Source organism: Micavibrio aeruginosavorus EPB, assembly GCF_000348745.1.
GTDB lineage: Bacteria > Pseudomonadota > Alphaproteobacteria > Micavibrionales > Micavibrionaceae > Micavibrio > Micavibrio aeruginosavorus_A.
On the sequence record NC_020812.1, the window covers coordinates 1,899,198 to 1,920,685 of the forward strand.

Below are 21,488 nucleotides of genomic sequence, written 5' to 3' on the forward strand. Positions count from 1 at the left end.
GATCGAATCTTATGGATTCAAAAAGGGCACCGTTTGGTGCCCTTTTTATTTATTCCATCATCTGCCGCGCTTCCTGGCGGAACTTGTCCGGGTCCAGGGGACCGATATCTTCAAAGATCGTCACATTGCGCCCGCCATTCTTGGCCGCGTACAGGCATTTATCCGCCCGCTCCAGCACGCTTTGCACTGTGTGATCACCAGAGCGGATAATTGCCCCGCCGATGGATGTCGTCACGGTCAGAGCGCCGGCAGGAATGTTCACATTAAACGGCTTGTCCCCGATGGAGCGGCGCAGACGTTCGGCCACAAACTGGGCCATGTCATCCGTCACATCCGGCAGGATCACCACAAATTCTTCGCCACCCATCCGGGCGACAAGGTCGAAGGACCGCAATGAATCCTTCACGCGATAGGCGAAGGTCTTCAAAACCTCATCCCCCACGCCGTGGCCATAGGTGTCATTCACGCCTTTAAATTTATCAATATCCATCATCAGAACGCAGAGCGTCTTCTTCGACTGTTCGTTCTTCTGCAGCAATTTCTGCAAATGGACCTCAAGATAGCGGCGGTTATACAGGCCAGTCAGGGAGTCGGTCAGCGCCATCGACAGGCTGATCTCGTAATTGGCGCGCAGACGATCCTGGAACCGTTTCCGGCGAATTTGCGTACGGGCACGGGCCAGCAATTCATTCCGGTCGATCGGACGCAAAATGTAATCATGCGCACCGATTTCCAGCCCGTGGGCAATACGCTGCATATCCTCGTCCGTGGCCACCATCAAAATTGGGATGGCGCGCGTCCGTTCATTGGACCGCAAATGCGAACACAGACGCAAGCCGTCTTCGGATTTCAAATTCAAGCTGACGATCAACAGGTCGAGATCGGATTTCGACGTTTCTTCAATCGCGGCCATGCCACCGGTGACGGACACGATATGATCCTGATCCACCTGAAACGTTTTGGTGATTTTATCGGTTTCGAAATTCTGGTCTTCAACCAACAGGATGCGGGCGTTTTCGAACGATTCATCCATGACCGTTTTATTGTCGTCGGTCACACCCAATTGCGTCGCGGTGTTTTCACGCACGCGCCACTCATCCACCGTCATCTTCAATCGCACCAGCGACCGCACACGGGCCATCAGGGCAACATCGTTGACGGGTTTGGACAAGAAATCATCGGCCCCCGCCTCCAACCCGCGGATGCGTTCGGCGGCATCGGTCAACGCGGTGACCATGACGACGGGAATATGGGCTGATGCCGGATTGGCCTTGATGCGTTTGCACACTTCGAACCCGTCCATGCCGGGCATCATGACATCCAACAGAACGATATCCGGGCTGTCCTGCGCCACGCGGTTCAATGCCTCTTCCCCGCTGGTTGCGGTCAAGACGTCGTAATACTCACTGGACAGCTTGGCTTCCAGAAGCTTGACGTTTGGCAGAATATCATCAACGACAAGAACGCGTGCAGACATGGTTCAATTCACACTCAATCAAGCTTATTGGGCCAGATACTTCTGGATCGTTTCAATAAAGTGCATCACGGAAATCGGTTTCGAAATGTAATCTTCGCACCCGCCTTCACGAATTTTCTGTTCATCGCCCTTCATGGCGAAGGCCGTTACGGCGATCACGGGAATCACTTTCAATTCCGCATCCGCCTTTAACCAGCGTGTGACATCCAGCCCCGACACTTCCGGCAACTGAATATCCATTAAAATCAAATCGGGTTTTTCACGACGCGCCAGATCCAGAACCTCGTTCCCGTTTTTGGTGTCGACCGTGGCAATGCCATGGGCTTCCAGCAAATCGCGGAACAGCTTCATGTTCAGTTCGTTGTCTTCAACAATCAGGACTTTTTTTGTCATGCGCGCTCGGATCTTTTCAGAAAGGCTTACCGTGAATGGACGAATCGCCCGGATGGTGTCTTTGGAAGGATTCCCCTGCCCAAAGATAGGGCCCAAGTTATTGCCAAACCGTTAAGAAAATGGCGCACTTACCATATTGCCGGCCTTTATTATTTCACGGACTTATTTCACAGACCGGCCGCGCCCGCCGTTGCCATTTGCAACACCACCCTGCCCGCAATCGTCTACAGGCAGTTTTTCCAAGGCCACCAGACTTTGCGTCACAGAAAACTCATCATACGTGACATACATATGGCTGATCATGCCATTGTCATGGAACACCGCGTCCATTTCGTAATCCGACTGCGGTTCCGGGTTGGATTGCGGGAAAAACGCCAAATGCATCCGCCATGCAGGTGTATTGACCAACGTTGGGTCCACCGCCGTGCCGAAACTGCGTTCATCCATGGCGTTTATTTTTTTGCCGATAAAGACGCTGACATCCACCGGCCCTTCTTCATCACTGCCATCAAACATGGGCAGAGTCAGGAATGTCTTGCCATCCCGTGCGGCCTTTAGCGTGGCCAACGTATGTCCCATAGGAAACAATATATCGGGCGACAAACGATAATCCAGACCACCGGGCTTGCTGAACACGGCCTTTCCGCCCTTGGAATCAACGGTGGCACGGCCACGCAATTCCTGGAACACCGTACCATCGCGGCGGCGGCGGGATGTGAAATCAAACGTATCCCCGTCCAATTGCTCATAGGTCGCAAAATCGCTGGTAATGCGCATGGGCGGCGTATCGGCATATTCATAGAGCATGTTAAAGCGATGATCGCTAATCCACGCGTCGCAGGTTTTTTTCAATTCGAAATACATCTGACCGCTGATGTTCAGGACTTGTGATCCGCTGCGGCGCTCGACCATCTCAATATTATAAATCGCTTTGTGTGGCACGATGGCGGCCACTTCATCCTTATAAACCTGCGCCAGATTTTTGCGGGCCTTGGCGGGTTTTGATGGTTTTTCATTACGGGCAGAACCGCCCATCACCGGATCATCCAGCGACACATGTGCGCCCGGCACATCGCGCAGGAAGGTCACGGCGCCATACGCCGCCAGCCCCGCAACGGCCACGCTGCCCAACAAAATAAGTGTCCAAATCCGCATCATCGGCTTATCTATACGCCCTTCATGAAAACGATCACCGCGGCATCATACCCGAAAAAGCGCACGGGGACCAACCGGGCAAAAAACGCCTAGTGCCCATAATCGACCGGGAAAAACGCGCCCCTCCGGCACAATCGCTCCCCCATCAAAAACCATAATCAATTGAAAAAATTGGATTTTTTATCACAAAAAACTGGCACAGCTTTCGCAATATTAAAACCGAACGGGCACACAACCCACACAATGGGACGCCGGTTCGTAATAAGGGGTGTATTCGACGGAAGGGAATGCGTAGAAATGACAACCGACATCACATATCCGACACAACAGGATTTGACCGCCAATAGCGGCACCAATCAAATCTCGACCAACGTGGTCAACCGCATCTATCGCGACAGTGTAACACGGGCGCGGCCCACAGCAGCCGGACACCAAGATCCGGACCACGCCGACCAACAACACAAGGCCATCAAAAATCTGGTCCATAACCACAATATGGAGCGCGAAGGATGGTGGAGAAAGATGAGCGCGACCGTCGCCCTGCTCCGCCATGCCAACAGCATCATCGATCAGGCCGAATCCAAAATCCGTGCCCAACAGGAACGCATTTTCATGCTCGAGGACCTGGCCACCGCCGACGACCTGACCGGTTTGAAAAATCGCCGCGGCTTCTTTGAAGCGTTTGAGCGTGAGTTGGATCTGTGCAATCGCGGCAAGTCCCACGGGGGTTTGCTGGTCATGATTGATCTGGACAATTTCAAAACAACAAACGATACGCATGGCCATCTGGCGGGTGATGCGTGCCTGCGCCTGGTTGGACGCACCTTGCAAAACGAAATTCGCGCCATGGATACCGCCGCCCGCATGGGTGGGGATGAATTTATCCTGTTGCTGTCCAACACGACACGTGATGACGCCACCGCCCGCGCCCAAACCATTGCCGCACGATTGAACAATCTGTCGCTGGCCTGGTATGGCGATCTGATCCCGATCCGCGCCAGTGTCGGTTTGAAAAATTTCGGTGCCGGGGACCAGATTGACATGATCATCCGTGATGCCGATGCGCGCATGTACCAGACCAAGGCCGCGCGCAGCCGTTCCCTTTCAACCCCGGTCCACAGCACATCCGTGCCGGACCCGGCCAACCGATAGGGGGAAAAGAAGGAATGCACAGGGCTTAACCCCTGGGGCTTAACCCCGCCCGCCATTCCATGGTTTTTCCAGTCGCCACCCCGTGTTGCCCCCTGACCCAACCCCAAACCCCAAGGGCAACAGGCGATCCCCCCAGCCCGGCTTGCGTCCCCCATGCAAGCCGGGCTCTTCTTTTGGGGATTTTGATCCATCCAAACGTTAACTTTTTCGGAAAATCTTGCTTTTCTGCGCGCCCGCCCCTAAAACAAAAATATGAAAAACGGGGCGCCTGAGACCCCGGCCCAAAAGCAGGAGCAGGAGCAGAAAACCCGATGTCTGACCGTTTGTCGCTGACAAGCTCTTTCAACACCACCTTGCTTCCCCTGATGGACGAAGACATGGTCTGTGCGGCATGGAACAAGGCCCTCAAGACCCAAGACCACATCGCCATGTGCGGATTGATGCAACAAGGCCTGCCCGCGGACCACCCGATTGACCCGCTGGGCGGCACGGCCTTGCGGTATCTGATTCACCTGGACCCCAAAAGTGACATGCATGCCGGAACGATTGACCGGGCAGCCAAAAACCTGATCCGCTACGGGGCCGATTTGTTATCACCGGATTATTGCGGGTTGCTGCCTGCCGATTATGCGTTGTGCAGCGACAACCAGCCGCTGGCCCACACCGTGACCCTGCTCACCCTGCATCAGCAGATGAGACGTGGCATGCAACTGTTCTATCCCGCAATTGACCGCCTGTTTGCCATCCTGCCGGAGCGGGGGGGACAACGGCTGGATGCCTGGAATAATCTGCGTGAAAATCTGGATATGGTCACCGATTACATCAACGCCGCATTCAGCAGCGAAGATTTTGAACCGTGGCTGTTACAGATGAATGCCAAAGATTACAATTACTGGCAGGACCCGGTGCAGGATAAGAAACTGGCCCAGCTGCCAGCCCCGACCGCACACATGGAAGATTTATTCGAAAAATTTAGCTTTATGCGCAACAATCTCAATTTGCGCGGCACGTTTTCGCAATATACGAAAACCCATGATTTAAATGCAGAATTCAACGCCGCCCTGGCCGCGGAACAGGACCTGCGCCACGCGGAATATGACCGGGCAAAGAAATATCCACGCCCCCGCCCGTAACATCCGCCATATCCTGAACCCCTGTAATTTTTCTGTAAGATTGATCCCGTACAGTCATATCCATGGGACAGCTTGACGTTTCACACCAAGTGCCTAGATGACTCTTATCGGGTGGTGTGCAGGCCAGCCGTGTCGCGTAAAGCGTGTGGGGGTCCGTTGAAAGTGGCGACCCGTTCCAGCCTGCGTAAACAAGTAATGGAAAAAACACACGTAGGAGGCCCACAATGGCGTTCTCAAATCTTGTACCATTTCAACGTAAGACGCTGACATCCGATCATCCGGGCCTGCGCGGATGGGAAGAATTCAGCCGCGAAGTTGACAAATTATTCGACAGTTTTTTCAGCGATGGTTTTGACCGCACGGTATCGCCCACATCCGCCATGACGGGTGGGACGCTGGGCCTGAATATCGACATCAGCGAAACCGACGCTGCCTATATCATTGCCGCCGACCTGCCCGGCGTCGACCGCAAGGATGTGGACATCACGCTGGAAGACGGATTGTTAACCCTGTCCGGACAGAAGGCGATTGAATCGGAAACGGAAGGCAAGACCTTCCACAGGATTGAACGCCGTTACGGCAGTTTCAAACGCCTTCTGCAACTGCCCGACGATGCCGATGAAAATGCGGTCGAAGCCACGATGAAAGATGGCGTGTTGACCGTCAGCATCGGACGCAACAAAGCCGCGCGCCCGGAAACGAAAAAAATCGCCATCAAGGACGTGCAGTAAAGCACCGTTGCAAAAACGACAAATGAATACCCCCGGTGCGTGAATCCACACCGGGGGTCAATTTTTTGTAATGATGGGATGATTAAGCGGTTTTCTTTTCCGCCGTTTCAACCTTCACCGGCATCACGACCTTCAAATGCAGGTCGCGCAATTGTTCCGGGGTCGGATCGGACGGCGCTTGCATCATCTGGTCTTCATACGCACCGTTCATGACGAAGGCATACACTTCGCGCAGGTTCGGTTCGTTGGCCAGCAACATCACAATCCGGTCGATCCCGAAGGCACAACCACCGTGCGGCGGCGCGCCGTAACGGAAGGCGTTCAGCATACCGCCGAATTTCTTCTCCAGCACGTCTTTGCCGTATCCGGCAATGGCGAAGGCCTTTTCCATGATCTCGGCCTTGTGGTTCCGGATACCGCCGGATGCCAATTCAAAACCGTTGCACACGCAATCATACTGGTTCGCCAGAATATCCAGCGGGTTTTTGGTTTCCAGCGAGTCCATTCCACCTTGCGGCATCGAGAACGGGTTGTGCGAGAAATCAACCGTGCCGGATTTTTCGTCCATTTCGTACATCGGGAAATCGACGACCCAGCAGAATTTGTAAACGCCCTTCTCGCGCACACCCATATCATCACAGATACGGTCACGCGCCTTGCCGGCAAATTTCGCGGCCTTTTCCGGCAGATCGCACGCAAAGAAAATCGCATCGCCATCCTGCAGGCCCGCAATGTTTTTCAACACGGCCAAAGCCTCAGCCGGAACGAATTTCGCGATCGGACCTTTGCCCTCGCCACCTTCAATCTGGATATAGCCCAGACCTGCGGCACCTTCGCCACGGGCCCAGTCGTTCAACTTGTCAAAGAAGCTACGCGGCTGTCCGGCAACGCCCGGGGCGCGAATGGCTTTCACCACGCCACCTTTGGCCAGAACACCCTTGAACGCGTTGAACGTCACGTCTTCGCGTGCGAACACTTCGGTCACATCAACGATGATCAGCGGGTTGCGCAGGTCCGGCTTGTCCGAACCATATTTCGACATGGCATCGGCATAGGTCAGGTTCGGCAACCATTCAACGCGATGGTCGGTTCCGGTCCAGTTCGCGAAATCCTTGAACACGCCATCAATCACCGGCGTCATGGTGGCGAAAATTTCTTCCTGGGTCACGAATGCCATTTCAACGTCGAGCTGATAAAACTCGGCCAGGCGGTCGGCGCGGCCATCTTCGTCACGGAAGCACGGTGCGATTTGGAAGTAACGATCAAAGCCGGACACCATCAGCAATTGCTTGAATTGCTGCGGGGCCTGCGGCAGGGCGTAGAATTTGCCCGGGTGCAGACGGGACGGCACCAGATAGTCACGCGCCCCTTCCGGGCTGGATGCAGTCAGGATCGGTGTGTTAAATTCCTGGAACCCCTGATCCCACATGCGGCGACGCATGGATGCGATCACGTTGTTACGCAGGCGGATGCGGCTGTGCATGCCTTCGCGGCGCAGATCGAGGAACCGGTACTTCAAACGGATATCTTCGCCCGCGTTATCTTCGTCCGCGACCTGCAACGGCAGAACATCGGCGGCGGATTGCAGGATGGCGTTGTCGATATACACTTCGATATCACCCGTGGTCATTTTGGCGTTTTCGGTGCCCGGGTGGCGGGCCTTCACCCGGCCCTCGATCGTGATGACGGATTCAGGACGCCATTTTTCGATTTCCTGCAATTGCGGGCTGTCCTGGTCCACCACGCATTGGGTCAGGCCCGTCGTATCGCGCAGATCAATGAACAGCACGCCACCATGGTCGCGTTTGCGATGGATCCAGCCGGACAGTTTCACCGTCTGGCCCTCATCCTTTTTCGTCAGTTGGCCGCATTTGTGGGTGCGATAGGCGTGCATGGTCATAAAACCCCGTCAAAAGTGAAGAAATACAGGGGCGGACAATAGCCCTAAGCCCCCGAAAATTCAAGAAACAATGGGGTTTCCACCCCCGAAAGAGGCAGAAAAAGCGTGACAAACCCTATCCCCTTGGCTAAAAGCACAATTATTCATAATCAATTACAATAAAAGATCAGGGATCGCGTTATGTTGAGTGATAATTTTAAGCAGCTTCTGGACATTCAGGAAGAGCGCCTGGGCGTCATCCGGGCCGATTGCGCCCCGTTCGCCGGGGATCAGGACAATGCCCAGCAAGTCCACCAACGCATCGTGGATGACATCGACCAGATTATCGACCTCACGCGCGCCTTCCGCGCCGCCAACCCGTCGACCACACAGGACAAACAGGCCGCCCTGCAAACCTATGGCCAATCTTCGAAAATCAGCATGGAGCTGTCGGGCTTCATCTTTCAAAACAGCCATTGTTCCGGGGCGTTCCGCCACGCTGCCCTGCAAAAGCATGGGGCGCTGGTGCATGTCATTGCCCGGGAACAGGTCACCACATGCGTCAATATGGGCTGGACCCTGATTGAGGACATTCTGGCCGCGTCACGGAAACGGACATCGGATATCGGCCCGGTTGTTGCCGGAGCCGACACCCCCTATGTCCCCGCCCCGATGGATCAGGCCGCGCTCGACCGCACCAGCCTGTATAGCCAGGACGGGAATATTTACACCCTGCGCCCCCGGAATCAGGACAAGAAGGGTCCAACCCCGGAATAACGGCCCCATCAATCAACGGGTTGGCTCTGGACCATCAGGCGGGCATCTGCCAATATGGTCCGGCCCTTCACATTATTACCATAAAACACATGACCATTATTTCCGCCACCGATGAATTGAAAACGCTGTGCCACGATCTGGCGCACCACCCATTCATCACGGTCGATACGGAATTTCTGCGCGATAAAACATACTTCCCGGTTTTGTGCCTGATTCAGGTGGCGTCACCCGATGGGCAACCCTATGCCATCGACCCGCTGGCCGAGGGCATCGACCTGACACCGCTTTATGAATTGATGATGAACCGCGCCGTGTTGAAAGTGTTCCACGCCGCGCGGCAGGATTTGGAAATTTTCTTCAATATGATGGGGTCCATCCCCACCCCGGTGTTCGACACCCAGGTCGCAGCCATGGTGTGCGGCTTCGGGGACCAGATTGGGTATTTGAATTTGGTGCAGGAAATCTGTCACCAAAAACTGGACAAGGGCGCGCAGTTCACGGACTGGTCCCGCCGCCCGTTGTCGGACAAGCAATTGAAATACGCGCTGGATGACGTGACATGGTTGCGCGATGTATATCGCAAGCTGGATCACGATTTGAAAAAGCGCGATCGCACCAGTTGGGTCAACGAGGAAATGAACATCCTGACCGACCCGGCCACCTATACCAACCCACCGGATACGGCGTGGAAGCGCATTAAACTGCGCACCGAAAAACCAAAAGCCTTGGCCGTATTGAAAGAAGTATCCGCATGGCGCGAACGCGAAGCCCAACGCCGCAACGTTCCGCGGGGCCGCATCCTGCGCGATGAAACGCTGGCCGATCTGGCCGTGCATGCACCGCGCACGCCGGATGAATTGAAACATATCCGCAATATCGGCGAAGATGTCGCACGCGGCAAATTAGGCAAGGCGATTTTGGATGCGGTTGAAGCAGGGCTGGCTCTGCCTAAGGAACTGGTCCCGGTGATTGAGAAGAAAAAGCCGCTGCCCATGTCGATGGTCCCTGTGGTGGAGATGATGAAGCTTCTCCTGCGCATCGTCGCCGCCGAAAACGAAGTGGCGGCACGATTGATTGCCGATCCGGACGAATTGGAAGCCATCGCCCGCGATGACGACGCCGATGTCGCCCCGATGAAGGGCTGGCGGTTTGAAGTGTTTGGGCGCGAGGCCCTCGCCCTGAAACACGGCAAGATCGCCCTGGGCGTTGACGGGCGGCAGGGCATTCGCCGGATTCCCGTGGGCTAACGCCACCCAAACGCCAGCCCCCTTCATTTTTCGCAACGCAACAAGCAATAGTTTTGCCCGCCTCCCGCTGTTTGGAGTACAGTCCCGCATCCTAAAAACATAAAGAATGCAGGGTGAAAATAATGGGACAGTTTCAGGCCGTTTTGGTTGATATTGATGGCACCACAGCCGATTGCGAAAAACGCAACCGCGGTGTGCTGGAAGATGTGGCCGCCGCTCATGGCGGGAAGATCGAGCCGCAGGATTGGCTGATCCTGGCCGGCACCAACGACCATTTCATTCATGGCTGGCTGGCCCAGCAATTCAAACAATTCAACATCGCCGCCGATGATTTCGTCATGGAAGTCAAAAAGGGCTACCTGCAACGCGCGTTCGAAGTTGTGGCCCGCGATGGCATGGTCGATAATTTCAACCACATTATCCGCAACAAAATGCCGATTGCGGCCGTCACCAATTCCCCGACCGATATTGCCATGTCCAACATCACCGCGACCGGATGCCTGCCGTATATGCAGTTCGTCCTGACCGCCGATGATGTGAAGGCCGCGGGCCGCCCGATTAAACCGGCCCCCGACCCGTATTTGATGGGCGCGGAACGTCTGGGCGTGTCACCGTCCGAATGTATCGTTTTCGAAGACAGCAAAACCGGCGTCACCGCCGGGGTCGCCGCCGGATGCACCGTCATTCAAATTGTGGATGACCCGGCTTTTGCCGCGCCGAACGCGCATTATCACGCGTATAATGCACAGCAATTGCGGGCGATCTGCAAAAAACTGATTCCTTAAAACACACGGACGGCATGACCATGCGTATCGGCATCGACCTTGGCGGGACCAAGACGGAAATTATTTGCCTGGACAAAAACAACGGCAAAGAACTCTATCGCCAGCGCGTGCCCACGCAAAAGGGATCATACGAATCCACCATCACCACCATTCGCGGTCTGGTCGAACAGGCGGAATCAACATTGGGCCAGACCGGCACCGTCGGCGTGGGCATTCCGGGTACCGTGTCGCGCGATACGGGTCTGGTGAAAAACGCCAACAGCACATGGCTGATCGGCAAACCACTGGACAAGGATTTGTCCGATGCGTTGGGCCGCCCGATCCGCACCGAAAACGACGCCAATTGTCTGGCCGTATCCGAAGCCACCGACGGCGCGGGCGCGGGAAAATCCGTTGTCTTCGCCGTGATCATTGGCACCGGATGTGGCGCGGGCATTGCGGTGGATGGGCGCGCCGTTCCCGGCATTAACGGCATCGGCGGCGAATGGGGGCACAACCCGTTGCCCTATCCAACCGTTCATAACCCTGATGCGCAATCATTGTTCGGCGCGTTCGAATCCGCACCGGGCGTCACCGATACATTGCACGGTTACTTCACCGATGATGTAAAACTGTCCGAATATCCCGGCCCGCTTTGTTATTGCGGGCGGCGCGGGTGTTTGGAGACATGGATTTCCGGGACCGGATTTAAAAACGATTATCACCGCGTTACAGGCGACGCCCTGTCCACCCACGACATTATCGCCGCATCGAAAGCAAACGAACCCAAGGCCACCGCCGCCCTGCACCGTTATGCCGATCGCGTCGCGCGCGGGCTGGCCGGGGTGATCAATATTCTGGACCCCGATATCGTCGTCCTTGGCGGCGGGATGAGCAATGTCGATGCGTTGTACGATCTGCTGCCCAAAATCTGGGGTCGCTATATCTTTTCGGATCAGGTCAATACAGCCCTCGCCCCGGCCCGTCACGGCGATTCATCGGGCGTGCGCGGTGCGGCATGGTTGTGGTCGCGTGATGAGGCCGCGTAATTCATATGAACGAAAACCAAAACATCGTCACCCCGGAAAGGGCAACGCCCTTATCCGGGGTTTGTGCCGTGGAGCCCTCAATGGCAAAAATCCCGGATAAACGCTGGCGCGTTTTCCGGGATGACGAGAAGACTTTATCGTGAAAACTATTGATCCTTAACCTTATCGGTTTATCCTTATAGGCAAGGATCTTACCCATGCGTCAACTTTACATTCTCCGCCATGCACAGGCTGCCTCCCCGCAAGGGGTGGATGACAAGCATCGCCCCCTGACCCGTCAGGGCTTAGCCGATGCGCGCGCGCTTGGCCAATTGATGGACCGGATGGAATATAAACCGGATTACATCCTCTGCTCCCCCGCACGGCGGACACGCCAGACCTTGGCCAAAATTCAGGAAACGCTGGGACAGGAAACACCCGTTGGATATGCCAACGGCCTCTATTTCGCCACAACCGGGCAGCTTTACGACCACATCAAACGCGTGGATTCGAAATACCGCAATATCATGCTGGTGTCGCACAACCCGTCGGTCCACGGGCTGGCGCGGTTTTTAACCGGCCTGGGGCAACCGGATTTATTGATGCTGCTGGAATTGGATTACCGCGAATGCACGATGGCCGCGCTGGATTGCCCGATTGATTCATGGGCCAGCCTGTTGCCCGCGCAGTGTGATTTGAAAAATCTGCTGATCCCCGGAAAAGATTTCCGCGGCGACGTTATCGACTAAAATTCACCCTGCATCTGTGTCAACACATCACGCACCAGCGGAACGGAAATGGCCCGCTTCTGCGCCAGCGCCAACGCATCCGCCCGCGTGACCAGATCACGCGCCGCCGCAAAGGACCGTTCCATGCGCGGCAGCAAGTAGGTCATCACATCCTGCCCCACCTGCAATTGACGATCGGCAAACATTTTCACCAAAACCGCCCCCAGCAAGGTTTCATCCGGCGCATGAATGGCCACGGCCGGGGCCGCGCGCAAGCGCGACGCCAGATCCGCCACAGCAAAATCCAGCCGTGACGGCGGCACGCGGAAGGTCAGCAACAATGTATGCCCCTGTTCCCGCGCCATGTTGTACAGGTGGAACAAGGTCGTTTCACTGGCACGATCCCCAATCCACGGATCGACACCATCAATCACCAGATGGGCCCCGCGGGCAAACAATTCATCCGCCGGAATTTGGGCCAGATCGGATGGCGCAATGGCCGCCGCATCCGTTTGATCCGCCCACACCGCGGCCAGATGCGATTTACCGCACGCCGCCGGCCCATGCAGAACAAGCGCCGGAGCCGGCCAGTCAGGCCAGCGATCAATCCACGCCACGGCATCTTCGTTGCTGGGCGCGATCAGGAAATCATCCCGCCCCTGGGCCGTACGGTGGCCCAGATCGAATGTCAGTTGTTGTACGCTGGCATTACTCACTGTTGTTGATCCCCGTCCTGGGGCTGATCAACGGGCGTATCATCCGATGATACCGATGGGGACGCGGCTTCCCCGTCTTTGTAATACAGGCTGGCCTTGTACTGGCGCACGGCAAAACGGGTCAGGACGCTGATAATCACCGCCACCGGAACCGCCAGCAACATGCCCACCAGCCCCAGCAAGGTTCCACCGGCCAGCAAGGCAAACAAAATCCACAACGGGTGCAGGCCCACAGCCTGCCCCATAATGCGCGGGGTGATGAAGTTGCCTTCGATAAACTGCCCCGTCAGGAAGATCGCGGCGATGATGCCGATATAGGACCAATCCCCGCCCGTCTGGAACCACGCGATCCCCAAACTGGTGACCAGACCGAAGGTCGAACCCACATACGGGATCACCGACAAAATGCCGGTCACCACACCGATCAAAAATCCGTAATTCAACCCCGCGATGGTCAAGGCCAGCGCATAGGCCATGCCCAGGATGAAGGAGACCGTCAATTGCCCGCGCACAAAGCCGCCCAGTTTGGTGTTCATATCGTGCAGCAAATCTTTAATCACGGTGTAACTCCCCCGCGGGATCATGCCGTCGATCCAGCGTGTAATCGGTTCCCATTGAACCATCATGAAAAACGCGACCAGCGGCGTCAGGGCGCACAGCGCGATCATACCGACCAAGGCCTGCCCGCCGCTCAGAATACCGCCAACCAGATCGCCGCCCACGCTGAACACACGGCCCAGCCATTTTTGCACCATATCCTGATAAGACGACATATCGCCCGCGCCGAAGCGGGTTTGCAATGTTTCGAAATAGGGTTGCAACGCAACGCGCGCCTGTTCCGCATAGCCCGGCAAGGCTTGCGCCAACTGCACCGCTTCGCGATAGGCAAACGGGATGATCAGGGCCAGAACCGTAATAACGATCACGAAGAATGACAGCAGAATAATCAACGCCGCCGCCGCACGCGGCATACCCGTGCGCGACAGACGCTGCATCACCGGGTCCAGAAGATAGGCAATGGCCAGACCGATCACAAACGGCACCAGCACATCACCCAGAGCCCAAACCAGCCCCAGAAACAGGACCGCTCCGCCATGGCGGTCCAGAACAGCATATGCGCGCGCAGAGTCATTAATAGGGGCTCCCGTATTTTTTCAGCATCAGATCATAAGTTTGCGGCATGGCCATATCGCCATAGGCCGGATCATACGTCGCGACGGACGGTTGGGACAAAATTAAATCCGCCTGGGACAATGCCAGGCGCAAGCGGTCTTCGCCACCCTGAAACACAAATTCCACACGCGCCTCGCGCGGCGTCACGGACAGGATACGCATATCAGCAATGCCCTGCACCCGTTTCAGAGCGTTGCGCGTTTCCACCCATTGCTGCATCGTCGTAAACGGCACGCGGGCAGAGAGCACATTTTGCGGATCGGCCGTCACCGCCACGGCGGTTTGCGCCTTCCATTCTTTCTGCAAGGTCTGGCGTACGGCCTGTACCGCCTGATCAAACACGGCATCGGACAACGCATTGCCGTCGGCCCCGGCGGGAATATTCAGCGTTTGCACATATTCCGGTTGGGACCGGTCGGTGCGGTAAATCAAAACATCCAAACCCTGCGCGCCCGTGCTTTGTGACGCCATCACAATAACCGCTTCGTTCGCGCCATAACGATCCAGCATATCGGCCAGACCGGCAGGTTGATAGGTCAGGGCCTCGTTATCACCAATGCTGGCGACATCGCGCACATCGCCCAGCGGCACCGCCACGGGAACCAGACCACCGGTTTGATCCAGACGGTTCCAGGCCTGAAGCCACGGGTTGTTATCGCGCCACAGCACCTGGCTGGCCCCGACTTGAAAGAACGGCAGGACCAAAACCGGCTTGCTGGCGATTTCGGTGTAGCTCACACCCTGCACATTCAAATACTGGCGCACATAATCGGCATTGAACCGGAACGTATAGGTGCCCACATAACGCACCGCGGACAGGCGCTCCTGTGTCACTTCGAAATCATTGATCATGGTTGAAATGGTGGCCGCATCCGGGGCTTTGAATCCGGCGCGCTGGTCTTCGGGCATCAACCGTTCAGCCAGTTGGGTGAAGGCTTTCACCTGCGCTTCGGCGAAGGCTTTTTCGCGGGCTTCAACCGCATTCTTGGCGGTGGCATCCACCTCGACCCCGGCCACGGTGAAGGGATCGGCAACCGCCGCAACGGCCACATCCGCGTTCTGGACCACGGGTTCTGCCACAATTTCACTGTTTTGCGCAAGCGCTGGCTCACCGCTTTGCGCGCCCGCAGGTGCGGCAACCGCCAGCATCCCACAGACCAAAACCAGAGACAAAATAATGTGACGACGATTGAACAATTTCATCATAGTGGTCGTAAGGCCCCTGTAAAATGGATCACACCCAAGGCATCGACTGTACCACGCGATTGAGCCCGGAATATGGCCCCCTTTTATGACATTCCCGGGGGTTTTGATCCACCCCTCTTGATCCAGATGGGCATTTAAGGGTATGGATGAGGCAGTCATTCTTTATGTAGAAGAGCCGAACATGAGCCACCATAACGACCACCACGCCCCCGCCACCGCCGTTGACGTTGATCCGGCAGCCCTGGCCGACGCCCAGAATTTGTGGGCCGCTTTCGTTCATTACTCGAAATATGGAATTATCGCCGTTGTGGTCATTTTGGCTCTGATGGCCCTGTTCCTGCTCTAATCCTCTCATTTTTGGCGGATTTCTGCGATTTCCCCCACGGCCAGCGGGCAGTGGGGGATTTTTGCTGTCCGCGCCATCCCCCGGGCTAAGTCCTTAAAACTTTTCACTCTTCTGTAACTTTTTCCCCGCATGATACGGGAGGATGCGCGCTCGGACCCTGTCCACCGGGCCCATCCGGGGCCCGTCATGAACAAGACACAGATCCATTCCAGCCTGTCCGCCCCCCGCATGTCCATGCGGGCGGTTGTACGCTTGTGGGTTTTAACCCTGATCTGGTTGGTCGGCCTGCCTGCTTTGCCGGTTCTGGCCCAAGGTGCTGGTAATTTGGCGACCCTGCCAGCCCCCATCACGTTGCGCGATGGACAGGATTCATACGACCTGAACAACAATTTGTTCATCACCCCGGACCCGCTGGGGCAGATGAGTTATGCCAGCCTGATCGATCGTCACATGAAAGGCATGCGCGGTGCGTTGCGCGGCCAATCGATTATCACGCTGGGGACCAAGCCGGTCCCGCACTGGATGGTCTTTGCCCTCAACAACCAGAGCAACACATCCCACTGGAGCCTATCACTGGGCCGTCATGGCGATGGGCGTTATGGCGTCGCGCAACAAATTTATCTGTATGATCACCTGAACCAACGTCGCATCCTGACCGCGATTAAAACCGCGACGGCCGACGCACCGTCGCCGAAAGATGTTCCAACGCAAGGCGCATCCATCTCTTTTGATTTGCCCGTCGGGCGACAGGCCTTGATGGTTCTGTATGTTGTGCCCGAGGGCGGCGGGCCAGTAACATTGGCTCCAACATTAAAAACGGATCGCGCTTTCTTTGAATCCCAAAACAACCCATTGCGCACTGGCGCACTGATCCGCACCGGATTGATTGTTTTACTGGGGCTGTTTGCGGGGGCGCTGGTGTTTCGCCGCATGATCATTGCGGCTGGATTTATCACGTATTATGCGGCGAATATGGCCGCCTATATGATCCAGAACGATGTCATATACGACCCCGCGCCACTGGCCAGTGAAACATCGCCATTGCTCTTTGCCGGAACTGTTGTGGCCGGCCTGTTGCTCAGCCGTTTTTTCCTGAACCTGTCACGGGGGCAGACGGTTGAAAAATTGATTCTCTATGGATGCGTTTTGCTGATCGGGATGACGATCACCATCGGCATTATGGCCGTTCCGGATTCATCCATTTTGCGCCCCCTGCTGATCACGGGCGTGCCCGTTGCCGTTCTGGCCTTCCTGTCCCTCTTCTGCTTTGCCCAGGGCCATGCCGGAACACCCGCCGCGAATATCATGGGCACGGGATGGTTGATTGGGTTTGCCGGGGCGCTTACCGCGGGACTCGCCGTTCTTGGTATTTTGCCGCCGACACCGATCATGGTGAATGCCTATTGGGTCGCCCTGTTCGTTCAAGCCCCGGTTTTTATCGCCGGAATTTTCGTTCGCAGCTGGGCCCAAGATGCGGAGAATATCAGCGATGAATCTCTGGCCGAAGATGATCTGGATACGCTGGGGCGTTTGAAACAGACCAAAGAATCGGTTGAAAACGCCCGCCTTTTGAAAGTCATTGAACACGAACGCCAGACGTTGGAAGAATTACGCGAACGCGAATTAAAGCAAACCGAAGAAATGCGCATCGCCAAGGAAACCGCCGACGCCGCCAACCGGTCGAAATCCGCATTCCTGGCCGTGATCAGCCACGAAATCCGCACCCCCATGACGGGGATTATGGGCATGGTCCGCTTGTTGCTGGATTCACATTTGACCCGGGATCAGGTTGATTATGCCCGCACGATTCAGGATTCCGGCGATGCGATGATCGCCCTGCTGAACGACATTCTGGATTTCGAAAAAATCGAAAGCGGCAAGATGGATCTGGAGAATGTCGATTTTGACCTGCACCGCATGATCAACGGTGTGGTCACATTGATGTCGGGCCACGCTACACAGAAATCCATCAGCCTGACCACCGAAATTGGCCCGGATGTTCCTCGTTTTATCAAAGGCGACCCCGTCCGCCTGCGCCAGGTTTTGCTCAATCTTGTCGGGAACTCGATCAAATTCACGGCCGAAGGCGGCGTGACCATTATCGTCCGTCGCGAAGGCGGGGATGCCGATCATCACCGTCTGTATTTCGCCGTACGCGATACAGGGGCCGGTATTTCGGCAGAGGCCCAGAAAAACCTGTTCAACCCCTTTGCCCAAGCGGATTCCAGCATCAGCCGCAAATTCGGCGGCACCGGCCTGGGGCTGGCCATTTGCCAACGTTTGATCACCGCCATGGACGGCACCATCGCGATCAATTCGAAGGAAGGACAAGGGTCAACCTTCTTCTACACCATCACGATGGAGCATGGCCATGCCGCGGGTGTTCAGGAACCGGGCAGCAAATCCCTGTCCGAATCTGGCAGCACGCCGACCAAATCCTTGCGCATCCTGTGCGTGGACGACAACGAAATTAACCAGAAATTGTTGCAGGAGTTCGTATCCCGCATGGGACACAAGCCGACCACGTGCGGCAGTGGCGAAGACGCCTTGAAACTGATCGAGGACAATGATTTCGATATGGTGTTCATGGACATTGAACTGCCGGGCATTTCCGGCATGGGGGCCACCCGTGCCATCCGTGCCATCCGCGCACCACAAAAATCACATTTGCCCGTGATTGCCCTGACCGGGAATGTACGGGACGATGACGTTCGCCAATGTTACGCCGCCAACATGAACGGACATTTGGCCAAACCCATCGACCCGGCACAGATGAAGGCCCAGATTGAAAAAGTCTTGCGCGGAAAATTGGACAACCCCGTGATTGTCGAGGACGATGGAAGCGGCGGAGATACATTTACACCCGTGCACGAAACCATCGTGTCGATTGATGACCCGCAAGACATGATCGAAGATGACGCCCCGATTTTGCCGGGACAAATGGATCAATCTGACACCATGGCTGATACCATGGCCGATATCGACGGCCCGGCTGGCGACATCATGGAAACCCCCATCACAGCCGAACGCGCACCGATCATGCAGGCCGCGTTGCAGGACGACGCCAGCACGATCAGCCTAGCGATCAGCGAAGAGGAGCTGGACGAAGATTCGTTTGTTCAGGCACTGGATGCGTCTACAGAAGCGGGACTGATCGACGATTTCATCGATGATGATTTTGATGACATCATGACCCGGACGGAAGAACTGCCCTCGCCCCCGGCCATGGATGGCACGATTGTTTTTGATTCCACCTTGCTCGACGGGCTGAAGGGCAGCATGGACCAGGCATCGTTGAACGAGATGATGGACGGGCTGATGGAAAAAGTCGATGAAATCATCACCCATACCCATGGCGCAATGCATGCCCATGACATGGACACCCTCCGCGCCCGCATGCACGAATTAAAAGGCATGTGCGGGAATTTTGGACTGCATGAACTCAGCCTGATCGCGGAACATGCGGAAAAAGCCGTCAAAGACGGGCATATCGACACCCTGCCCGATGTGTTAAGCGCCCTGCCCGCCGCAGGTATGCGCGCACACAAGGTGGTTGGTGAGTGGTTACAGAATTAAAAAAACGCCAGCCGATTGCCCGGCTGGCGTTTTTGAATACAGTCAGTGCAATTAGCCGACGATTTCGGAACCGGCGAAGAAATACGCGATTTCGATGGCCGCGTTTTCCAGCGAGTCAGAACCGTGAACAGAGTTCGCTTCAATGCTTTCAGCGAAGTCTTTGCGGATCGTACCGGCATCGGCGTTCGCCGGGTTGGTTGCACCCATGATTTCGCGGTTTTTCAGAACGGCGTTTTCGCCTTCCAGAACCTGAACAACAACCGGACCGGAGGTCATGAATTTCACCAGCTCGCCGTAGAACGGGCGCTCTTTGTGAACTTCATAGAATTTCCCGGCTTGGGTTTCGGTCATGTGGATGCGTTTTTGCGCCACGATGCGCAGGCCCGCTTTTTCGAAACGCTCATTGATCGCGCCGGTCAGGTTGCGGCGGGTTGCATCCGGCTTCAGGATGGAGAAAGTACGTTCAATCGCCATTTGGCTATCCTCTTCTAAACTCTGATAAATTTGCGGGTTTCCCCCGGAAAGTGGACATGGTTATAGAGGGGCCTTTCCCGAATTGCAATGTTTCAAATGGACCCCAAACCAGCCTTGCGCCCGGTGCACGGCTGAATTTCCGCTTTTTTCCAATAAAAATGAAGAAAATTAAGAAATTTCCTGCTAGGATGGGCCCAACAATAAGAAAAATAAGAAGAGTACCCTGTTCAGAGGGAGTTTATAGGGATCAAAATGAGTAGCTCTGTACGCCTTGCATTTTCTGCCGATTCCGCCGCTGTGGCCGCCCCTGCGCCCGCGATCAAACGCCGTTCCCTGACCGAAGCTTTTAATGCCGCCGCTGCGGGTGCCCCGCCGCGCCAACCGCACGCCAATGGCGAATTGCTGATTACCGAAGCTTTTATCGCTCAGGAATCATTGGAAAAAATCGGAAAATTGCTCCGTACGGAAATGAAGGGCCAGTTTGAAATCGGCCCGGCCAAGGATTTGGGCCGCGCCATGGCCAAGACCAAAGAAAAGGGCGACCTGGCCCTGAACTGCGATTTCAGCCGTGCCCGCGTTTTGTTGAAAGATTTGAACCAGATCAAGAAGGCGATCGACATTTTCGGCCGCCCCGGCGAAGCCACCCTGGGCAAGGGGGCCGACGCCATGACGCTGAACATTCTGGATGTCGACAACACCTTCAGCAAACCGAGCGCGAAAAAGCCGGGCCTGTGCAATCTGGATGTGAAGATCGCTCTGCCGATCACGCTGGATACGGGTGAAGAATCCTATCATATCTGCGAAGTCCAGTTCCTGCACAAGGGCACCAAGGCCGTGTACGAGAAATCGCACAAGGTGTACGAGGAAGCCCGTTCCGAATTGATCCGCCGCCAGTATTTTGAAAACGCCATGGATATGGCCGGATGCCCGGAAACGGTTCGCAATCTGGAAAAGAAATGGCACGCATCAGACAAGAAATACAATGACTTGATGCAGAAGCGCGGCGATCTGAACACGGAAATCGCCGCAAAACTGGGCTTGGACACGCTTCGCGGATACCAGCCATGCGAATCCCGCATGCCCAAAAGCTTGCAGTGCAGCATGTAAAGGGTATATGACCTGCGTACATTTTAATGACGCAGACGGCATATACAGATGACCCCGCATATCAAGGAATATTACCGCATTGGCACCGAGCACATCATCCTGGTGATGACGCCGGAGCGCCGTGCTTTGCAGGCCTGGGTCGCCGACGACGAACAGAATACACTCCTGCGCAAAGATGTCCGCATCATCGACATTCAACATGGCGATGGCGAACCGCTGACCCAGGATATGTTTGACGCGTTTTGCACGGAACATAAAATCGACCCGTCCATTCCGGATCGTTCCATCGCCTTGTCCTTCCGCCTGTCATCCGCGTCCACGACCACCATCAATATCGTTCCGACACCGTCTGCCATGTTCGCCCGCACATATTGCCCGTCACCGTTGTGAAACCTTGATGACAATACGCAGGCCATAAAAAAATCC

The 21,488-nt window shown here is 55.8% G+C and carries 20 protein-coding genes; 12 read left to right on the plus strand and 8 right to left on the minus strand.

Annotated features, from left to right (window positions below; genetic code table 11):
- Window positions 1-49 precede the first annotated feature (49 nt).
- The 3 genes from A11S_RS08950 to A11S_RS08960 all read right to left on the minus strand — a co-directional run bounded on the left by A11S_RS08950 (window position 50) and on the right by A11S_RS08960 (window position 3,028).
- A complete protein-coding gene (locus tag A11S_RS08950; RefSeq protein ID WP_015468194.1) occupies window positions 50-1,477 on the minus strand; it encodes a PleD family two-component system response regulator in 1,428 nt (475 codons plus the stop codon).
- Window positions 1,478-1,501: 24 nt separating this feature from the next.
- A complete protein-coding gene (locus tag A11S_RS08955; protein ID WP_015468195.1) occupies window positions 1,502-1,870 on the minus strand; it encodes a response regulator in 369 nt (122 codons plus the stop codon).
- Window positions 1,871-2,032: 162 nt separating this feature from the next.
- On the minus strand, window positions 2,033-3,028 hold the full coding sequence (locus A11S_RS08960; RefSeq protein ID WP_041802644.1) for a cell envelope integrity EipB family protein: 996 nt from the start codon (window positions 3,026-3,028) through the stop codon (window positions 2,033-2,035).
- 294 nt (window positions 3,029-3,322) lie between these two features.
- Here A11S_RS08960 and A11S_RS08965 point away from each other — a divergent pair, with 294 nt between their 5' ends.
- The 3 genes from A11S_RS08965 to A11S_RS08975 all read left to right on the plus strand — a co-directional run bounded on the left by A11S_RS08965 (window position 3,323) and on the right by A11S_RS08975 (window position 6,041).
- Window positions 3,323-4,177 carry a GGDEF domain-containing protein gene (locus A11S_RS08965; protein WP_015468197.1) on the plus strand — a complete coding sequence of 285 codons (855 nt, stop codon included), beginning with the start codon at window positions 3,323-3,325 and terminating at the stop codon, window positions 4,175-4,177.
- 311 nt (window positions 4,178-4,488) lie between these two features.
- Window positions 4,489-5,310, plus strand: coding sequence for a hypothetical protein (locus A11S_RS08970; protein WP_015468199.1), 822 nt, complete (start codon window positions 4,489-4,491; stop codon window positions 5,308-5,310).
- 224 nt (window positions 5,311-5,534) lie between these two features.
- On the plus strand, window positions 5,535-6,041 hold the full coding sequence (locus A11S_RS08975; RefSeq protein WP_015468200.1) for an Hsp20/alpha crystallin family protein: 507 nt from the start codon (window positions 5,535-5,537) through the stop codon (window positions 6,039-6,041).
- A gap of 82 nt (window positions 6,042-6,123) precedes the next feature.
- Here A11S_RS08975 and aspS read toward each other — a convergent pair whose 3' ends face one another.
- Entirely contained in the window at window positions 6,124-7,935 is a 1,812-nt protein-coding gene (aspS, locus tag A11S_RS08980) for an aspartate--tRNA ligase (RefSeq protein ID WP_041803128.1), read from the minus strand.
- Between the two features lie 186 nt (window positions 7,936-8,121).
- Between aspS and A11S_RS08985 the strand changes: the two genes are divergently transcribed.
- The 5 genes from A11S_RS08985 (at window position 8,122) to A11S_RS09010 (ending at window position 12,485) form a co-directional block, all read left to right on the plus strand.
- Complete coding sequence (locus A11S_RS08985; RefSeq protein ID WP_015468202.1) at window positions 8,122-8,697, plus strand: hypothetical protein; 576 nt, start codon at window positions 8,122-8,124, stop codon at window positions 8,695-8,697.
- Window positions 8,698-8,786: 89 nt separating this feature from the next.
- Window positions 8,787-9,944, plus strand: coding sequence for a ribonuclease D (rnd, locus tag A11S_RS08990; protein WP_015468203.1), 1,158 nt, complete (start codon window positions 8,787-8,789; stop codon window positions 9,942-9,944).
- A 122-nt stretch (window positions 9,945-10,066) separates the two neighbouring features.
- Complete coding sequence (locus tag A11S_RS08995; RefSeq protein WP_015468204.1) at window positions 10,067-10,729, plus strand: HAD family hydrolase; 663 nt, start codon at window positions 10,067-10,069, stop codon at window positions 10,727-10,729.
- Window positions 10,730-10,743: 14 nt separating this feature from the next.
- On the plus strand, window positions 10,744-11,757 hold the full coding sequence (locus A11S_RS09000) for an ROK family protein (protein ID WP_015468205.1): 1,014 nt from the start codon (window positions 10,744-10,746) through the stop codon (window positions 11,755-11,757).
- Between the two features lie 197 nt (window positions 11,758-11,954).
- The gene (locus tag A11S_RS09010; protein WP_015468206.1) at window positions 11,955-12,485 is read left to right on the plus strand and encodes a SixA phosphatase family protein; all 531 of its coding nucleotides are present in this window, start codon (window positions 11,955-11,957) and stop codon (window positions 12,483-12,485) included.
- Here A11S_RS09010 and A11S_RS09015 read toward each other — a convergent pair.
- The 3 genes from A11S_RS09015 to A11S_RS09025 all read right to left on the minus strand — a co-directional run bounded on the left by A11S_RS09015 (window position 12,482) and on the right by A11S_RS09025 (window position 15,559).
- Complete coding sequence (locus A11S_RS09015; protein ID WP_015468207.1) at window positions 12,482-13,180, minus strand: HdaA/DnaA family protein; 699 nt, start codon at window positions 13,178-13,180, stop codon at window positions 12,482-12,484. The genes A11S_RS09010 and A11S_RS09015 overlap by 4 nt on opposite strands.
- Window positions 13,177-14,229: an AI-2E family transporter gene (locus tag A11S_RS09020; RefSeq protein ID WP_015468208.1), complete on the minus strand. Its 1,053-nt coding sequence runs from the start codon at window positions 14,227-14,229 to the stop codon at window positions 13,177-13,179. The genes A11S_RS09015 and A11S_RS09020 overlap by 4 nt, the downstream gene beginning before the upstream one ends.
- Window positions 14,230-14,311: 82 nt before the next feature.
- Window positions 14,312-15,559: a DUF2066 domain-containing protein gene (locus A11S_RS09025; RefSeq protein WP_015468209.1), complete on the minus strand. Its 1,248-nt coding sequence runs from the start codon at window positions 15,557-15,559 to the stop codon at window positions 14,312-14,314.
- A gap of 142 nt (window positions 15,560-15,701) precedes the next feature.
- On the opposite strand from A11S_RS09025, the gene A11S_RS09030 reads away from it, so the two are divergent.
- Window positions 15,702-15,905: an aa3-type cytochrome c oxidase subunit IV gene (locus tag A11S_RS09030; protein WP_041802649.1), complete on the plus strand. Its 204-nt coding sequence runs from the start codon at window positions 15,702-15,704 to the stop codon at window positions 15,903-15,905.
- 186 nt (window positions 15,906-16,091) lie between these two features.
- Window positions 16,092-19,481: an ATP-binding protein gene (locus tag A11S_RS09035; protein WP_015468211.1), complete on the plus strand. Its 3,390-nt coding sequence runs from the start codon at window positions 16,092-16,094 to the stop codon at window positions 19,479-19,481.
- A 51-nt stretch (window positions 19,482-19,532) separates the two neighbouring features.
- Here the strand turns inward: A11S_RS09035 and ndk are convergent, their stop codons facing one another.
- Window positions 19,533-19,955, minus strand: a complete 423-nt coding sequence (ndk, locus tag A11S_RS09040; RefSeq protein WP_015468212.1) for a nucleoside-diphosphate kinase — start codon at window positions 19,953-19,955, stop codon at window positions 19,533-19,535.
- A gap of 252 nt (window positions 19,956-20,207) precedes the next feature.
- Between ndk and A11S_RS09045 the strand changes: the two genes are divergently transcribed.
- Window positions 20,208-21,062, plus strand: a complete 855-nt coding sequence (locus tag A11S_RS09045; protein ID WP_015468213.1) for a hypothetical protein — start codon at window positions 20,208-20,210, stop codon at window positions 21,060-21,062.
- Between the two features lie 48 nt (window positions 21,063-21,110).
- Complete coding sequence (locus tag A11S_RS09050) at window positions 21,111-21,452, plus strand: hypothetical protein (RefSeq protein ID WP_015468214.1); 342 nt, start codon at window positions 21,111-21,113, stop codon at window positions 21,450-21,452.
- Window positions 21,453-21,488: the final 36 nt, after the last annotated feature.

Bases quoted from the DNA above. Each gene is read 5' to 3' on its own strand.
- A11S_RS09000 (WP_015468205.1), top strand. From the start codon at position 10,744: ATGACCATGCGTATCGGCATCGACCTTGGCGGGACCAAGACGGAAATT.
- A11S_RS08960 (WP_041802644.1), bottom strand. From the start codon at position 3,028: ATGATGCGGATTTGGACACTTATTTTGTTGGGCAGCGTGGCCGTTGCG.
- A11S_RS08995 (WP_015468204.1), top strand. From the start codon at position 10,067: ATGGGACAGTTTCAGGCCGTTTTGGTTGATATTGATGGCACCACAGCC.
- A11S_RS09010 (WP_015468206.1), top strand. From the start codon at position 11,955: ATGCGTCAACTTTACATTCTCCGCCATGCACAGGCTGCCTCCCCGCAA.
- aspS (WP_041803128.1), bottom strand. From the start codon at position 7,935: ATGCACGCCTATCGCACCCACAAATGCGGCCAACTGACGAAAAAGGAT.
- A11S_RS09030 (WP_041802649.1), top strand. From the start codon at position 15,702: ATGGATGAGGCAGTCATTCTTTATGTAGAAGAGCCGAACATGAGCCAC.
- A11S_RS08985 (WP_015468202.1), top strand. From the start codon at position 8,122: ATGTTGAGTGATAATTTTAAGCAGCTTCTGGACATTCAGGAAGAGCGC.
- A11S_RS09045 (WP_015468213.1), top strand. From the start codon at position 20,208: ATGAGTAGCTCTGTACGCCTTGCATTTTCTGCCGATTCCGCCGCTGTG.
- A11S_RS09035 (WP_015468211.1), top strand. From the start codon at position 16,092: ATGAACAAGACACAGATCCATTCCAGCCTGTCCGCCCCCCGCATGTCC.
- A11S_RS09050 (WP_015468214.1), top strand. From the start codon at position 21,111: ATGACCCCGCATATCAAGGAATATTACCGCATTGGCACCGAGCACATC.
- A11S_RS08970 (WP_015468199.1), top strand. From the start codon at position 4,489: ATGTCTGACCGTTTGTCGCTGACAAGCTCTTTCAACACCACCTTGCTT.
- A11S_RS08955 (WP_015468195.1), bottom strand. From the start codon at position 1,870: ATGACAAAAAAAGTCCTGATTGTTGAAGACAACGAACTGAACATGAAG.
- rnd (WP_015468203.1), top strand. From the start codon at position 8,787: ATGACCATTATTTCCGCCACCGATGAATTGAAAACGCTGTGCCACGAT.
- A11S_RS09025 (WP_015468209.1), bottom strand. From the start codon at position 15,559: ATGATGAAATTGTTCAATCGTCGTCACATTATTTTGTCTCTGGTTTTG.
- ndk (WP_015468212.1), bottom strand. From the start codon at position 19,955: ATGGCGATTGAACGTACTTTCTCCATCCTGAAGCCGGATGCAACCCGC.
- A11S_RS08965 (WP_015468197.1), top strand. From the start codon at position 3,323: ATGACAACCGACATCACATATCCGACACAACAGGATTTGACCGCCAAT.
- A11S_RS08950 (WP_015468194.1), bottom strand. From the start codon at position 1,477: ATGTCTGCACGCGTTCTTGTCGTTGATGATATTCTGCCAAACGTCAAG.
- A11S_RS08975 (WP_015468200.1), top strand. From the start codon at position 5,535: ATGGCGTTCTCAAATCTTGTACCATTTCAACGTAAGACGCTGACATCC.